This window comes from Saliniradius amylolyticus (assembly GCF_003143555.1).
In the GTDB taxonomy this organism is placed as follows: Bacteria; Pseudomonadota; Gammaproteobacteria; order Enterobacterales; family Alteromonadaceae; genus Saliniradius; species Saliniradius amylolyticus.
In genome coordinates, this window is record NZ_CP029347.1 from 1,285,294 (window position 1) to 1,300,306 (window position 15,013).

General features: G+C 52.0%; 14 protein-coding genes. 10 read left to right on the plus strand and 4 right to left on the minus strand.

All coding sequences use genetic code 11. From position 1 onward, the window contains the following. Positions 1-2 precede the first annotated feature (2 nt). Positions 3-599, minus strand: coding sequence for a PilZ domain-containing protein (locus HMF8227_RS05990; RefSeq protein ID WP_109339311.1), 597 nt, complete (start codon positions 597-599; stop codon positions 3-5). 153 nt (positions 600-752) lie between these two features. Between HMF8227_RS05990 and HMF8227_RS05995 the strand changes: the two genes are divergently transcribed. From HMF8227_RS05995 to HMF8227_RS06015, 5 genes are read left to right on the plus strand one after another with little or no spacing between them, the layout of a single operon-like run. Next, on the plus strand, positions 753-1,967 hold the full coding sequence (locus tag HMF8227_RS05995) for a lipoprotein-releasing ABC transporter permease subunit (RefSeq protein ID WP_239421221.1): 1,215 nt from the start codon (positions 753-755) through the stop codon (positions 1,965-1,967). Between the two features lie 14 nt (positions 1,968-1,981). Continuing rightward, positions 1,982-2,662 carry a lipoprotein-releasing ABC transporter ATP-binding protein LolD gene (lolD, locus tag HMF8227_RS06000; RefSeq protein ID WP_109339312.1) on the plus strand — a complete coding sequence of 227 codons (681 nt, stop codon included), beginning with the start codon at positions 1,982-1,984 and terminating at the stop codon, positions 2,660-2,662. Beyond that, positions 2,659-3,891, plus strand: a complete 1,233-nt coding sequence (locus HMF8227_RS06005) for a lipoprotein-releasing ABC transporter permease subunit (RefSeq protein ID WP_109339313.1) — start codon at positions 2,659-2,661, stop codon at positions 3,889-3,891. The genes lolD and HMF8227_RS06005 overlap by 4 nt, the downstream gene beginning before the upstream one ends. Positions 3,892-3,907: 16 nt before the next feature. Next, the gene (locus HMF8227_RS06010) at positions 3,908-4,894 is read left to right on the plus strand and encodes a sulfotransferase family 2 domain-containing protein (RefSeq protein WP_109339314.1); all 987 of its coding nucleotides are present in this window, start codon (positions 3,908-3,910) and stop codon (positions 4,892-4,894) included. A 6-nt stretch (positions 4,895-4,900) separates the two neighbouring features. Beyond that, complete coding sequence (locus tag HMF8227_RS06015) at positions 4,901-5,893, plus strand: sulfotransferase family 2 domain-containing protein (RefSeq protein WP_109339315.1); 993 nt, start codon at positions 4,901-4,903, stop codon at positions 5,891-5,893. Here HMF8227_RS06015 and HMF8227_RS06020 read toward each other — a convergent pair. Then, positions 5,890-6,567: a DUF599 domain-containing protein gene (locus tag HMF8227_RS06020; RefSeq protein ID WP_109339316.1), complete on the minus strand. Its 678-nt coding sequence runs from the start codon at positions 6,565-6,567 to the stop codon at positions 5,890-5,892. The genes HMF8227_RS06015 and HMF8227_RS06020 overlap by 4 nt on opposite strands. A gap of 83 nt (positions 6,568-6,650) precedes the next feature. On the opposite strand from HMF8227_RS06020, the gene HMF8227_RS06025 reads away from it, so the two are divergent. The 3 genes from HMF8227_RS06025 to HMF8227_RS06035 all read left to right on the plus strand — a co-directional run bounded on the left by HMF8227_RS06025 (position 6,651) and on the right by HMF8227_RS06035 (position 10,458). Beyond that, entirely contained in the window at positions 6,651-7,589 is a 939-nt protein-coding gene (locus tag HMF8227_RS06025; protein ID WP_109339317.1) for a tRNA-dihydrouridine synthase, read from the plus strand. Positions 7,590-7,768: 179 nt separating this feature from the next. Continuing rightward, on the plus strand, positions 7,769-9,184 hold the full coding sequence (locus tag HMF8227_RS06030) for an amidohydrolase (RefSeq protein WP_109339318.1): 1,416 nt from the start codon (positions 7,769-7,771) through the stop codon (positions 9,182-9,184). Then, complete coding sequence (locus tag HMF8227_RS06035; protein ID WP_109339319.1) at positions 9,181-10,458, plus strand: amidohydrolase family protein; 1,278 nt, start codon at positions 9,181-9,183, stop codon at positions 10,456-10,458. Before HMF8227_RS06030 ends, HMF8227_RS06035 begins: the two co-directional genes overlap by 4 nt. A gap of 389 nt (positions 10,459-10,847) precedes the next feature. Here the strand turns inward: HMF8227_RS06035 and HMF8227_RS06040 are convergent, their stop codons facing one another. Further along, positions 10,848-11,039 carry a hypothetical protein gene (locus HMF8227_RS06040; protein ID WP_109339320.1) on the minus strand — a complete coding sequence of 64 codons (192 nt, stop codon included), beginning with the start codon at positions 11,037-11,039 and terminating at the stop codon, positions 10,848-10,850. Positions 11,040-11,093: 54 nt separating this feature from the next. Further along, complete coding sequence (locus HMF8227_RS06045; RefSeq protein WP_420820554.1) at positions 11,094-11,705, minus strand: arylesterase; 612 nt, start codon at positions 11,703-11,705, stop codon at positions 11,094-11,096. Positions 11,706-11,729: 24 nt separating this feature from the next. Between HMF8227_RS06045 and HMF8227_RS06050 the strand changes: the two genes are divergently transcribed. Continuing rightward, positions 11,730-12,419, plus strand: a complete 690-nt coding sequence (locus tag HMF8227_RS06050) for an ABC transporter ATP-binding protein (RefSeq protein WP_109341028.1) — start codon at positions 11,730-11,732, stop codon at positions 12,417-12,419. Beyond that, entirely contained in the window at positions 12,409-14,925 is a 2,517-nt protein-coding gene (locus HMF8227_RS06055; protein WP_109339321.1) for an ABC transporter permease, read from the plus strand. The genes HMF8227_RS06050 and HMF8227_RS06055 overlap by 11 nt, the downstream gene beginning before the upstream one ends. The last annotated feature ends 88 nt before the right edge of the window (positions 14,926-15,013 follow it).

The window sequence follows — 15,013 nt, forward strand, 5'->3', positions numbered from 1 at the left end:
GATCAGTCGTTGTCCTGTTGTTTTTTACGGGCTCTGAGTTGTTGGGTTTGCAGATGCAGACTGGCTCTGACCAACACTTCCTGATCTTCATCACGGATTCGGGTAAAGATCAGTGACAGATGGTAGTCATCTTCCACCTTGTCGCAAGCAATGATCTCGCCATAGCAAAATACGGCCGAAGCCTCTTCGTCAATAAACAGGCGCAATTCGCAGCGCTGGCCTATTTCTGCTGGCTGGTCGGAAATTAACACCACACCACCGCCCCCAAAAGAATAGGATTCATACTGGTACTGTTCTTCCATCTGCGAGTGCAGAATGTAGGACATCATCAAGTCGATCTTTCGGGACTGATGATTTAAGAAGCTGGCCAGCTCTTGGGCCTGTTCGCCCAGCTTGCGCAAGGGCCTCAGGGCTGAGGCTTCGAGTGTGGAGACTTCGGTGGCTATACGAAATGCATAGGGCATGTGCTCGCGCAGATTGTCCACATGAGGCAGCACAAAGTCATCCTCAAGGGGCTTCATATTGGCCTTGAGGCTATGTTTGATGCGAAAAAACTCATCAAATTGCTGTTGTTTCTGCTCCAGTGACAGTTCGTCCATCGATGACTCCGCGTACAGAAGGGCAATCACCCAGTGCTTGATTGTGAGATAGCTTACACCTATTATCGCCAATCATTAAGAGAATCAGTGATTTCTTGCCTTATGGCGCTGCATTTTTAGGCAGCAAAAGGCAGGTGCCACACGCCGTTACTCATGAGCGATCTTCCCATGTTTCAGTCGCTGTCCACCTATATTGGCTTTCGTTATGCAAGAACTCGCAAGGGCAACCCCTTTGTGGCTTTCATTAATGTGTTCTCGGTAGCCGGTATCGCTCTGGGCTTGGCGGCTCTGATCACCATCTCCTCGGTGATGAATGGCTTTGAAGGTCAGCTAAAAGACCGCATTCTGGGACTGATGCCCCACTTTGTCCTCGAACAGCCCGTTGATAAACCCCTGTCACCTGAAATCACCGGCTTGTCGGGGATTCAGGCTTACGCTCCGTATATCGAAACGGAGGCGCTGATTCAGTCCGCCAGCGCCTTAAAGGGCGTTCAGTTACAAGGCGTGTCTCCCGAGACGATAGGCTCCGCCTCGGCGGTAGGTCAGCATCTTATTGCCGGGGAAATGCCGCTGGAGGGGGGGCGTTATGAGATTTTGATCGGAAGGGCACTGGCCTCGGCTCTATCGATAAAAGTCGGCGACAGGGTGCGCCTGATGTCTGCCGAAGCGAGCGTGTTTACTCCTTTGGGACGTTTTCCCAGTCAGCGTCAGTTTACTGTGGTCGGGATATTCGATTTAGGCTCGCAGATGGATGACAAGGTGGTGCTGAGCCATATCCAGGATATCGCCAGGCTATTGCGTACTCAAGTGGAACGGCGTGCTCACTGGCGTCTGTTTTTAGACGATGCGTTTGATTGGCAGCCGGTGGCTGAAGTGCTCGACAAGCGAGAGGTGAAGTATCAGAGTTGGCGAGAGCGTCAGGGGCCTTTATTCGATGCGGTCAAGATGGAAAAAAATATGATGGGTCTGATGCTGGGGCTGATCATTGCCGTGGCCGCTTTTAATATTGTCTCAGCCATGGTCATGGTCGTGACCGAGAAGAGCGGTGATATCGCCATATTGCGCACCATGGGTATGGCGCCTGGGCAGGTGATGCGCATCTTCCTGTTTACCGGCTTATATAATGGCGCCAAGGGGGTACTATTCGGGCTGATAGGCGGGGTGTTGATTGCCAGTCAGCTGACCACAATTATGGGGCTGATGGGCGTGAACCTGTTTCCCGGTGCCGGTCCCATTCCGGTACAAATGCAGCCCGCCAATATCTTAGTCATGGTGATGGGGTGTTTATTGTTAAGCTTTTTGGCAACTCTTTACCCAGCCTTTAAAGCCCTTAAAGTGATGCCCGCTCAGGCTCTCAGATACGAATAGCAAGGAGAATTTCCATGTCGGTATTGCTGGAATGTCAGCATTTGTCCAAAAGTTATGATGAGGGGCCTGAATCGGTCCAGGTGCTCAGCGAGGTGGACTTTAAGGTGCGTACCGGCGAACAACTGGCCATTGTCGGTAGTTCCGGTTCTGGCAAGAGTACCCTGTTGCATTTGCTGGGGGCGCTGGATACTCCCAACAAGGGTAGGGTGTTGTTTGAAGGTAAGAATATCTTTAAGCTCAACCAGCGCCAGCAGGAACAGTTTCGTAACAGGCAGCTGGGCTTCGTGTATCAGTTTCATCATCTGTTGCCAGAGTTTACGGCGCTGGAAAATGTCGCCATGCCCTTGCTGATCGGCGGACAGTCCACCCGTGATGCGGAGCATCAGGCCCGAAAGATGCTTTGTAAAGTAGGCCTGGAGCATCGTGCCGCCCACAAGCCGTCGGAGCTCTCTGGTGGTGAGCGTCAGCGGGTGGCTATCGCCCGGGCGCTGGTGCATCACCCCAAGCTGGTGTTAGCCGATGAGCCAACCGGCAACCTTGACAACAAGACCGCCGAACAGATCTACAGACTGCTTAAGGAATTGACCGATTCGCTGCAAACCAGCTTTGTCGTGGTGACGCATGACCAGCATCTGGCCGATCGACTGGACCGCCAGTATACTCTGCACAATGGTGAGTTGGTGGATATTCCATGAAGCTGTTGTGGCAATTGGCCTGGCGCTTTCGCCGCAGCAAACGTCAAAGCGGCTTTACCTCCTTTATCTCGGCGTCTTCCACTCTGGGCATCGGCCTGGGCTGCGCTGTGATGATCCTGATGCTGTCGGTGATGAATGGCTTCGAGCGGGAGTTGAAAGACCGCCTGCTGGCCGTTTTGCCCCACGGCGATCTTATGGCTGTGGCCCCCTCGGGCATTGAGTACTGGCCCGAGCAGGTCGAGCGATTACAGGCCATCAGGGAACTGGATTATGTGGTGCCCATCACCCGGATGACCGCTATGTTGCAAAAGGGCCGCGAAATGAAGGCGGTGGAGCTGACCGGGTTAGACCCATCGCTTGGCGGCAGTCACCGCTATCGACAGTTGCTCGATGAAAGCCAGTGGCAACGATTTAAAGGCCATCCCGATAGGGTGTTGCTGGGTGAAGGTGTGATGGATGAGCTTAAACTTAACCCGGGGGATAAAGTTCAGGTGTTACTCCCGCGCCTGGGGGAGGACAAATTCAGTGCCCCTAAGTCGGTGTGGTTGACGGTCGCCGGTAGTTTGCATATTGGCGGTGAACTGGATAATCACATGGGCTTGGTACATTTGTCTTTGGCCGCCGAAACAGCGGGCATCGACAGTGGCGCTCAAGGCCTGGAATTTGGCTTTGCTGATCCCTATCAGGCTCCAAGGCTAATGCGTCGTATTGGCTTCGACTTTCCTCAGCACGTTTATATCTCCGACTGGACCCGAACTCATGGGCACCTGTATCAGGATATTCAGTTAGTCCGTATGGTGGTCTATCTGGCATTAACCCTGTTAATCGCGGTGGCTTGTTTTAATATTGTCTCCACCTTGGTGATGGCCGTAAATGAAAAGCGCGGTGAGATCGCCATGCTAAAAACCATGGGCGCGAGCCATGGCATGATCATTAAGGTATTTATGCTGCAAGGCCTGCTCAATGGGCTCATTGGCACCTTGGTTGGTAGCGCTGTCGGCGTGTTGTTGGCATTGAATATCTCAGACTTGGTGCTCTGGCTGGAAAATCTGATTCAAGTTCGACTGCTTTCTGGCGATATCTATTTTATCGATTTTCTGCCAAGCCAGCTTAAGTGGGATGATGTGGGCATAACGATGTTCATCGCGCTGGCATTAAGTACTATCGCCACCCTGTATCCGGCGATTAAGGCGGCCAGGGTGGCTCCAGCCAAGGTACTAACGGGGTAATAAGGAAAATAAAAGCATGACTTCTATTGATAATAAATTGAGCTCGTTAAATCCTGATCTTAATTTTTTAAGGTCATTTAGGACAAAGAATCGACTCGATAAAACGGTTTTCTTTTATCATATCCCTAAAACAGGCGGATTATCCTTTTTCAATACCATTATGCTCGCTAAGCAGATTTACCAAAGGCTCTGCCGAGTACAGCCAAGCTTTGGGGGGCAAGGGGGAGTTAGTGGTCGTGTGGATAGTCCCGAACAGCTTGCAGATTTCGCTAAAAAGCTGGAACAAAATCCCGCTGCCAAATGTGAAATGATCGCGGGGCATGTCCCCTTTGGTACCCATGAGTTCTTACCCAATGACACCGAGCTGATGACCATTATCCGAAATCCTATCCATAGGGTGAAGTCGGCCTATCAATATAAGTGTATGCGCAGCCAGAAGAAGCCTTCTATGGACGATTTTGAGTGTTTTATCGGAAGCCCCGATAATCAAGATGTCATGTTTAAGCAGCTCTGCGTGCCTAAAGATGAGCTTGTAGAGGACGTGGGTATAAATGATTGGGCTGAGCGCATTGCCTCATCTTTTGACTATATTGGCGACATCTCAGATCTTAAGCTCTTTCAAGAATTTTACCTAAGTCGCTTAGGACTACCTTGTGTGACTTATGAAAGATTCAACCAAACCCTCCCCCAATATAAGTTGGATTTAAGTCATTATGATCAGTTGATTATCGAAAACAACCGGCGGGATATGGACTTGTACCAACTGTTGCGCCGAAACCGGAAGTTACCCGATCTATCTCTCTTTGAGATGGAGCCTTTACATGGTGTAACGGCAATCTGCTACGAACTGGAGAAAGAAAAAAGCTCTCAACAAACAGGTGGTCTGATGGGAACGCGCTATCTTGTCGAACAACTGGAGTCGAACCCTGCGCAGTTTTCCGACTGGCCAAGCGCGGTAAAGAATATCGTTAACAAAGGTGCTCTAGAGCTGGAATATTCGTAGGTATTTATGACAAACACTATTCATCAATTAGCGCAGCAGGCGAATAAACATCTTCACTTCCTAAGAAGCTTTCAAGGTGTGACTCCGCTGGATAAGCCCATATTTTTCTATCATGTGCCCAAAACCGGTGGCATCTCTTTAACCAATATTTTCCAGTTGTCGGGTCATTTGCAGAATCTACTGGCTAAGGGGCGCCCATTACAGTACCTCTCGGCGGGAGCTCAAGTGAGGCTCGGTGGTCAATCGGATATGGACAGCCTTCTGGCTCAATTACGGCAGCATCCAAATGCTAAATGTAGCTGGTTGTCCGGACATGTGAGTTTTGGAATGCACAAGCAGTTTCCTCAACCTGTTGAGCTTGTCACCATAGTGAGAGATCCTGTCAAACGTGTGAAGTCTTCCTACACCTATCAATGTATGCGCGCGCAAGAGCAGCCCAGTGTTGAAGGTTTCAAAGCATTTATCGCGGAGCCTGACAATCAAAACTTGATGGTGAAGCAGTTGAACCCAAGCGGGCCTGAAGCGGTTGAGCAGCCAGGTTTTGATGGCAGTGTCGCTGCGCATCAAGTCTTAGAGCAGTTTGACACTGTAGGAATCACCGAAGATATCCATGCCATTCAAGAGTATTATTTAAGTCGCAAGCAGCTTCCCTGTGTCATTTACGAGACTTTTAATCAGACTCTGGATAAGTATAAGTTGGACTTGAGTAGCTTTGATGACGAGTTGGAGAGTTTAAACGCGATTGACCGACTGTTTTTTAATACTATAAGAGATCATCGACGCTTACCAAAGCAGCTAGACGAAAATATGTCACTAAACCCTTTAACTGCGGGATGTTTCGAGGTGGAGAAGGAAAAACGCAGTCAGCAGTCATTCCTGCCTGTAGGAACGAAACACCTGCACAAGCAACTAGAAGAGCAGCCTGCTATTTTCCGTAACTGGAAGGAAACACTGGAAACCATTGCTTTTACCGGCACCCCTTTCCATAGAGAACCTTAGTGACTGTCTTTCAGAGCCCTTAAAGCCTTGGAGTGGAATTCTCGTTGGTGCATCACCAGCATGGTCACTACCGAGGAGGCCATAAACAGCTCGGTGCTGATAAACCAGGACAGGGTCGCCAGTGAAAAGTAAATGGCTCTGAGACCATAGTTAAAGCTGTGGCCCGCCTGATCCACCACCTTAGCGGTGCGATTCGCATAGTCTTCCACCTCCTGCTCGGTGAGTACGTTGCCATTAGGGGCGGCGCCCACCAGTACACCGGCAAAGCCATATTGGCGCAGCGACCAGGTAAACTGGAAAAACGCAAACACAAAAATAATGATCAACACCAGCAGTTTAAGCTGGATCTGTTCCGGGCTTTGCGGGGAGGGTAAGGCTAACTGCTCGAGCATGCGCTCCAACTTGTCGATAGAAGCCATGGCGGTCAGTAAACCAGCCAGTATCAGCAGGGAACTCGAGGCGAAGAAGGTGATGTTGCGCTCCAGGGTTGAGATGATCGATACATCAGCCACCCGGTTTTCCCTGAGTAGCATCTGGCTCATCCAGCGGGTACGCTTTTGGCGTAACTCACTGGCAAGGCATGACACCGAGCGTGCTTTTCGTTTGGCAAACAGGGTATAGCCAATCCAGATACTGAAAAACCAAACGATGGCGGTCAGGTCGAGCCAATTCATGCTCTCGTTCACGATATTACTGCCCCCTTAGAGATGGTTTGATACACTTCGCGCTCCCAATCACTGTACCCGAGAATCCGTTGATGACAAAACCGAAAAGCATCACTCTGGCACCGATGGAAGGCGTGGTGGATGCGTTAATGCGGGACATGCTGACAAAGATCGGTGGTTATGACCTCTGTGTGACCGAGTTTGTGCGGGTAGTCGATCAGCGCTTGCCGAGACGAGTGTTTTATCGTCAGTGCTCGGAGCTAAAGCAAGGGGGATTGACCGATGCGGGCACGCCGGTTCGGGTACAACTGCTTGGACAATACCCCGAGTGGCTGGCGGAAAACGCCGTTCGGGCGATTGAGCTTGGCTCACATGGTGTGGATTTGAACTTTGGTTGCCCGGCCAAGACAGTCAACAAATCCAAAGGCGGGGCGGTACTGCTGAAAGAGACCGAGACGCTGTATCAAATTATGCAGGCGGTCAGGCAGGCGGTGCCCTCAAATCAGGTAGTTTCTGCCAAGATGCGTCTGGGCTTTGAGGATAAGTCTCTAGCACTGGATAACGCAAGAGCCCTGGCCGAGGGTGGGGCTGGTCTTATTACCGTGCATGCCCGCACCAAAACGGAAGGCTATAAACCGCCGGCGTACTGGGACTGGATCGATAAGATTCGTCAGGTGGTGGATGTCCCTGTTATCGCCAACGGCGAGATCTGGCAGCGTCAGGATGCCTTAAACTGCATTGCTCAGTCTGGTTGCGGCGATATTATGCTCGGACGGGGCGCACTGGCTATGCCTAACCTGGGGCAGGTGGTGCGCGGCCATCAAACGCCTATGAGCTGGCCGGAGGTCAAGGAACTGCTGGCCAGTTACTCAGGCTATGAAATATACGGCGATAAGGGCAAGTACTATCCCAACAGGGTCAAGCAATGGCTCGGATATCTGAAACTGCAATATCCGGAAGCAGAAGCGCTGTTCAAGACCATACGGGTCTTAAAAACCGCTGAGGATATTCTGCCCCATCTGGCAGCCTGATCTCAGTTTGCGTGCCAGGCTAATTAGTCGCACTAATCTGTCATTGGTCCCGGACGCCTTGGTTTTAAGTTGATCCGGACGTGTCGTTTTGCTCTATTGTTGGTAATGGCGACAAGGCCTCTTCGCACGGCCTGTCGCTCTCTTTCCCAAGCAACCATAGAAAAACGACAGGGAACACCATGAAATTACACTATAAGAATGGCCAGCGACTGCTACTGGCGGCTGTGACGGCAGGCCTCCTGGCCGCCTGTGGTCAGAAGGCCGATACAGAGCAGAAGCCGTTGGTGGAAATCGACAAAGATCCATACCCCAGCACCTATCAACCTTTACCAGCCGAGCATGTGCTGATCACCAATGTCACCCTTTTAGACGGCGTGGGTGGGCGTATCGACGGCGGTGCGGTGCTGTTTAAAGATGGTAAGATCATCCAAGTGGGTGAGTCCATCGACGCGCCTGAAGGGGCTGAGGTGATTGATGGTACTGGCAAATGGGTAACGCCGGGGATCATCGATAACCACAGTCACTTAGGTGTGTATGCTACTCCGGATACTCACTCCCACGCCGATGGTAACGAAATGACGAACCCGGTTACGGCCGAGGTTTGGGCCGAACACTCTATATGGCCTCAGGACCCGGGCTTTCCGCGTGCACTGGCCGGTGGTGTGACCGCCATGCAAATACTGCCAGGCTCGGCCAACTTAGTGGGCGGCCGAGCGGTAACGGTGAAAAACCTCCCCAACCGCATTATTCAGGACATGAAATTTCCCGGCGCGCCCTATGGCATGAAGATGGCTTGTGGTGAAAACCCCAAGCGGGTGTATGGTGACAAAGGTGGGCCTTCAACCCGTATGGGTAACGTCGCCGGATACCGTCAGGCCTGGGCTGATGCGCAGGACTACATGCGTAAGTGGGATCAATACCGCGAAGATCATAGGGCTGGCAAGAACCCCACTCCGCCTAAACGCGACTTGAAGCTGGAAACACTCGCCGGTGTGCTAGAGGGAGAGATCCTGGTGCATATGCACTGCTATCGGGCCGATGATATGGGCACCATGATGGATCTGATGCAAGAATTTGATTATCAGATCACCTCTTTCCACCACGCGGTGGAGTCGTACAAGATCGCCGATCTTCTGGCCGAGAATAATGTCTGCTCATCCATGTGGGCCGACTGGTGGGGCTTTAAGATGGAAGCCTACGACGGCATTCGCGAGAATATCGCCATGGTGGAGCAGGCGGGCGCCTGCGCCATTGTTCACTCAGACAGTGACCTAGGTATTCAAAGGCTAAACCAGGAAGCGTCCAAGGCACTGTCCGACGGTCAGCGCGCCGGTATCGAACTGGATAAGGCGGTCGCCTGGACCTGGCTGTCGGCCAATCCGGCCAAGTCATTGGGTATTTTCGATCAGACCGGTTCACTGGAAGCGGGCAAAAATGCCGATTTGGTGCTCTGGAGCACCGATCCGTTCTCTACCTATGCTCAAGCCGAGCGAGTCTATATCGACGGCGGTCTGGCTTATGATCGTCAGAATCCGGACAGTTGGCCGGTGCGCGACTTTGAGTTAGGGCAAACCGGAGAAGGAGACGTGAAATGAAAAAATTAGCTTTAGCGACCTTAATTGCCGGCTTGTGCTCCACTCAGGCGCTGGCCGAGGATATTGCCATTGTAGGCGGTTATACCCACACCATGAATGGCCTGGGGGCAGTGCAAAATGCTACCGTATTGATCAGCGACGGCCGTATAGAGTCGGTCACCTCTGGTGGTGAGGTACCGGCCGGTTACCGAGTGATCGATGCCAGAGATAAGGTCGTCACACCAGGCCTTATCGGTGCCTTTACTCAATTGGGACTCGTGGAAGTAGGGTATTCGGCCGGTACTGTGGACGCCTCCCACACACTGGACAGTTATTCGCCGCTGGGAGCAGCCTTGGATGTGTCCTATGCCATCAACCCAGACTCCAGTCTGATCCCGATTAGCCGTATCGAGGGCTTTACCTCGGCGGTGAGCGCCATGTCACATACCAACCGGCTATTCCATGGCCAGGGCGCGGTGATCACTCTGGGTGATAATGCTAACCCTGTCATCAAGTCTAAGGCGCTGATGGTGCTGGCGGTGGATAACGACGGCGCCGATGACAACGGCGGCTCCCGCGCGGCACTGTGGCCCAAGCTGGATGATGCGCTGGCCACCGCCGATAGTCTGAACGGCGATAAGTTGGGACCGAATGATCGCTGGTATGGTCAGTTCCCCAAGGAGGACGTCAATGCGCTAATCCCGGTGGTACAGGGCCAGATGCCGCTGGTGATCGAAGCCCATCGTGCCTCAGATATTCGCCAGATAATTGCCCTTAAAGACCGCTATTCAAAATTAGATTTGGTATTGCTGGAGGGCTCTGAGGCCTGGCGCGTTGCCGATGAGCTGGCCGATGCGGACATTCCGGTAATCCTTAACCCCGAATCCAATCTGCCCTATGCTTTCGATCAGTTGGGCGCGACCCTGGCCAACGCCAGCCGCCTGAGTGAGGCAGGGGTGACCATTGCCATTGGTGTGGAAACACATAATATCCGCCTTGCGACCCAGCATGCCGGTAATGCGGTTTCTTATGGCCTACCCTGGGAGGAGGGCCTGGCGGCGCTGACCATCAACACCGCCAGGATCTTTGGCGTGGACACCGACTATGGCAGCCTGGAAGCGGGCAAAGTCGCCGATGTGGTGGTCTGGTCCGGCGATCCTCTGGAAGTCATGGAGGCTCCTGAGCATGTGGTTATCAATGGCGAGGAGGTCAACCTCGAATCCCGCCAGACCAAGCTTAGAGATCGTTATCTAAACCTGGAACAAGATAAGCCGCACGGCTATGTGCGTCCCTAGGACAAAGCACTAATCTGTAATGGAAAGCCCCGCCATTTGGCGGGGCTTTTTGATTAATACCAATCCGTATATAAGGTTTAACCATTCAGAGCGGGTCAGAAGGTCTTAGATCAAGGCGGTGCTTTGCAGGCATAGTGGTGCTATGTCAAAAAGCGCCAACACAGAGGTAAGGCCTTCTGGCCGCTCCTCATGGGCAAGGCTAAAAGGCACTCTGACTGTGTTAGGCTACCTCGATTTAGCCCCAATAAACCTTCGGTAACCTGCCTTGTCAGAGCACCTTTTAGCTCTTGCTGAGTGATAAACCTTTATACGGATTGGTATAATGGGCCAAACGAAAAGCGGCAAGTTTTGAGGCTTGCCGCTTTTATGCAAATTGGGGTAAGCGTTAATCAGGCTTGTATGTCCACTATAGAACCGACTCGCTCACCGGGGGTAGTAGAAGCGGTTTGCTGTGCTTGCTGCTGTTGCTCCACATTTTGCTGTTGGTTTTGCTGTGTTTGCAAATCGCGACGTTCTTGCTGCGTATTAACTGCTGCTTGTTGAGTGGTGGCATTTTGTAAGCTGGTTGAACCGACTTCCATAATCACTCCGAATCGAAAAATAGTACGTTATAGTTTAGCTCAAAAGTTGAGCAGTTAAAATAAGTAAGGGCTCAATTGTTGAGCCATGAAGTCGCTGATCTTGGGCTGGGCGCGTTCATTCGGGTGGATGCGATCGTTTTGCATCAGGCTGTCATCGGTGGCGATATCCTGCAAAAAGAAGGGAATTAAAGGCATATCGTAATTTTCGGCGACCTCGCTGAAACTGTTGGTAAACATGTCTGTGTAGCGGCGGCCAAAATTGGTCGGGATTTGGATCTCTTGCAGTAATACTTTGACATTCTGTTGGCGGGCCAGCTCGATCATAGCCCCTAAATTATGTTTAAGCTTGTTCACCGGGTAGCCTCGCAGACCGTCGTTGCCTCCGAGTTCGATCAGAAGGTGGCTGGGATTGTGTTGATTTAATAGTCGCGGTAAACGCGCGAGTCCACCCTGACTGGTCTCGCCGGAGATGGCGGCATTGATCAGCGTGATGCTTTTGTCCTGCCATTTATTTTGTAACAAATTAACCCAGCCTTGTTCTTGCTTCATGCCGTAGGCAGCGCTTAGGCTATCTCCCAGGATCAGTAGCTTAACCTGCTTGGCATTCACTTGATCTGAAATCACTAGCAGGGGTATAAGCACTAGCAGTAGTTTAATTTTATTCAGCACGATGCAATTGGCCTCTTTATGATGATAGAAACAAAAGCAGTCACAAAATCGGTGACCACCACCAATGGTACGCTTCAGATCCTTCAACCGATCGACGTCAGAGTCAAGCAGGGCGAGTCGGTTGCCATTGTTGGCGCGTCCGGTTCCGGTAAATCCACTCTGCTGGGCTTGTTGGCGGGGTTGGATCAAGTTAGTGAAGGTGAGATTTATCTTGATGGCCAGCCATTGCATGCCATGGACGAAGAAGCCCGGGCTCAGGTCAGGGGCGAGAAAGTCGGCTTTATTTTTCAGAGCTTTATGTTGGTGCAAAGTTTAACTGCACTGGAGAATATCATGTTGCCGGCACAGATTGCCGGAGTAAAAAACGCCAGGCAAAAAGCGCTGGAAGCGCTAGAGCAAGTCGGCCTTGAAGCCCGCGGCCATCACTATCCCAACCAACTTAGTGGCGGTGAACAGCAGCGAGTCGCCATAGCCCGGGCGTTTATTACTCGCCCGAAAATCCTGTTCGCCGATGAACCTACCGGTAACCTGGACGCCGATAATGGCGAGCGGGTAGAGAAGTTGTTGTTCGACTTGAATCGACAGGCCGGCACCACCTTGATTCTGGTGACCCATGACAGCGAACTCGCTGCCCACTGCGACCGCCAGCTGCAAATGCAGGCTGGTAGCCTGACTGAAGTGACAGAGGAGCGTCGTCGTTATGCCAGCTAACTGGACACTGGCGATGTCGCTGGCCTGGCGACTCTTTAAACACGAGGCCCGACGCGGAGAACTGTCGGTCATTCTGGCGGCCATCGTATTGTCTGTGGGGGCAGTGCTGTCTCTGTCTATGTTTAGTGAACGGTTGCAAGAGGCCTTAACCGAACGTACCGCTCAGTTTCTTGCAGCCGATCGCCTGTTGGGCTCGGACAAGCCCGCGCCGCGGGAATGGATACAGCAAGCGCATGACCGTGAGTTGCGGGTTGCTGAGAAGATCCAGTTGCGCTCTATGGTGTTCGCCAATGGTCAGTTGGTGCTCTCCGATCTCAGGGCTGTCGATGATCAATATCCGCTGAAAGGTACGATTAAGATTGCTGATAAACCCTTTGGGCAGGCCAAAGAAGTGTCCCGTTTACCAGCCTCCGGTGAAGTGTGGCTCGACTCAAGGCTGTTTCAGAACCTGAAGTTGAGCAAAGGGGACGAGGTGGAAATTGGTGATCGCAGCTTTACTGTGACGGAAGTACTGTCAGAGCTCCCCGACGGCGGCTTCAATGTGTTTGGTGGTGATCCTCTGGTGTTGATGCGTCGTCAGGACATGCCCGCCACCAATCTGACCGGGCCGGGCAGTCGCACCGACTATGATTATCTGTTTGCCGGTGAAGAACAGGCTCTGGAAGCCTACTACCAGTGGCTGGAGCCGCAACTTAATCGCGACATTCACTACTGGCGCAGTATACAGGACGACGATTCGCCATTGGGCGAAGCGGTGAACCGGGCCGAGCAATATTTTCTGTTGGCCAGTTTGCTCGCCATTGTATTGGCGTCAGTGTCCATTGCGGTAGCGGCACAGCGTTTCAGTCAGCGCCATTATGATCCTGTGGCCATCATGAAGACACTGGGTGCCAGTGGCAGGCTGGTAAAACGTGTGTATTTATTGCAGGTAGTCTTTATCACTCTCCTGGGGATTTTTGTCGGCGGCATTATAGGCTACGGCGTTCAGTCCTGGGTGGCTGAACTTATCGCTGAACGTGCGGATATCGCGCTGGGCGGCTGGTACTGGCGTCCGTTGGCAATATCGCTGTTCACCGGCTTAGTGTGTTCGTTGCTATTTTCACTTTACCCATTACTTAAGTTGTTTTCAGTGCCGCCGTTACGTGTGCTTCGAAAAGACATTGAAGCGACACTCAGTTCGCGAACCCTGCAGTTTGCCGCTGCCGGTGGTGCTATTTTTAGTTTGATGTGGGCTTACAGCGGTAACCTGAAAATCAGTGCCATATTATTTGTATCGGGCATTGTGCTGGTGTTGGCTTTACTGGTGGTGACTTACGGGCTCATCGCCCTTGGGCGTAAGTTGGGTGGTGGCTCTATCGGTGCTTGGCAACTGGCCTGGGCACGCATTAAACGCCGCGCCATGGATAATTCGGTCCAATTGATGAGTTTCTCCATCACCATCATGTTATTGCTGGTGGTGTTGGTGATGCGCAATGACATGGTGCAACAGTGGCGGGATCAGTTGCCTCAAGGCACCCCCAATTATTTTATGATTAACATCACGGAGCAGAAGCTACCGGAAGTGAAGCAGCATTTTGGTGAAGCGAATGTCAGTACCCAAACTTTTTATCCGGTGGTGCGTGGTCGTTTTGCTGCGGTTAATGATGAAACGGTACGCACCGATGTCAGTAAGGAAGAGGGCGATGAAGGTCGTCAGGGGTTGGGACGGGAGTCCAACCTTACCTGGTCGGATAACCTGCAAAACGCCAATCAGGTTGTTGCCGGGCAGTTTCATGGAAATAACGACAATCCGGTGCTGGAAGTGTCGGTAGAGTCCCAGGTGGCGGAGCGGCTGAATATTGGCCTTGGGGATAAGCTCAGGTTCAATATTGGCAGTGAGCAAGTGGAAGTAGAGGTCACCAGCTTACGGAAGGTGAACTGGCAAACCATGCAGCCAAATTTTTACTTTGTGATCGAGCCCGAAGCCATGGCGGACTTCTCACCTACCTATATTACCAGCTTCTATTTACCCACTGAGCGAAAGTCGGAGCTGGCGGCGTTGATGGCACCGTTTCCCACCGTTAGCCTTTTCGATGTGGATGCGCGCATCAATCAGTTGCGCAGCATTATCGATCAGGTCTCGGCAGCGGTGGAATTTATTCTGATACTGGTACTCTGTGCCGGGACCCTGGTGCTTATCGCTCAGGTACAGGCCAGTATGGATGAACGGCTGCAGGAACTGGCTATACTGCGCACCTTGGGTGCCAAAGGACTTATGATTCGCCTGAGTGTGGTACTGGAGTTTGTCATCATCGGGCTGGTTGCTGGGTTTATTGCGGCCCTGGCCAATGAGTTGGCGCTTTATCTATTGCAGACTCAGATATTTAGTATGCAGGCCAGCATTCACCTGGAGTTCTGGGTTTTGGCCCCTCTGGCCGGAGCTCTTGTGGTGGGCCTGTTAGGCGCATTAGCCTGCTGGCGGCTGTTATCCTTTAATACGGCCATGCTGTTAAGAAGACTGGCTTGATGGTTGTTGTAAGGACTTGATCTCGGGACACAGAAAGCAGGCAACAATGTAACTAAATTGTTATGGTCAGCTTTCTTTTTGTTTTTAA

Excerpts from the sequence above, each read along its gene's own strand:
- HMF8227_RS05990 (WP_109339311.1), bottom strand. The coding sequence starts at position 599 with ATGGACGAACTGTCACTGGAGCAGAAACAACAGCAATTTGATGAGTTT.
- HMF8227_RS05995 (WP_239421221.1), top strand. The coding sequence starts at position 753 with ATGAGCGATCTTCCCATGTTTCAGTCGCTGTCCACCTATATTGGCTTT.
- lolD (WP_109339312.1), top strand. The coding sequence starts at position 1,982 with ATGTCGGTATTGCTGGAATGTCAGCATTTGTCCAAAAGTTATGATGAG.
- HMF8227_RS06005 (WP_109339313.1), top strand. The coding sequence starts at position 2,659 with ATGAAGCTGTTGTGGCAATTGGCCTGGCGCTTTCGCCGCAGCAAACGT.
- HMF8227_RS06010 (WP_109339314.1), top strand. The coding sequence starts at position 3,908 with ATGACTTCTATTGATAATAAATTGAGCTCGTTAAATCCTGATCTTAAT.
- HMF8227_RS06015 (WP_109339315.1), top strand. The coding sequence starts at position 4,901 with ATGACAAACACTATTCATCAATTAGCGCAGCAGGCGAATAAACATCTT.
- HMF8227_RS06020 (WP_109339316.1), bottom strand. The coding sequence starts at position 6,567 with ATGAATTGGCTCGACCTGACCGCCATCGTTTGGTTTTTCAGTATCTGG.
- HMF8227_RS06025 (WP_109339317.1), top strand. The coding sequence starts at position 6,651 with ATGACAAAACCGAAAAGCATCACTCTGGCACCGATGGAAGGCGTGGTG.
- HMF8227_RS06030 (WP_109339318.1), top strand. The coding sequence starts at position 7,769 with ATGAAATTACACTATAAGAATGGCCAGCGACTGCTACTGGCGGCTGTG.
- HMF8227_RS06035 (WP_109339319.1), top strand. The coding sequence starts at position 9,181 with ATGAAAAAATTAGCTTTAGCGACCTTAATTGCCGGCTTGTGCTCCACT.
- HMF8227_RS06040 (WP_109339320.1), bottom strand. The coding sequence starts at position 11,039 with ATGGAAGTCGGTTCAACCAGCTTACAAAATGCCACCACTCAACAAGCA.
- HMF8227_RS06050 (WP_109341028.1), top strand. The coding sequence starts at position 11,730 with ATGATAGAAACAAAAGCAGTCACAAAATCGGTGACCACCACCAATGGT.
- HMF8227_RS06055 (WP_109339321.1), top strand. The coding sequence starts at position 12,409 with ATGCCAGCTAACTGGACACTGGCGATGTCGCTGGCCTGGCGACTCTTT.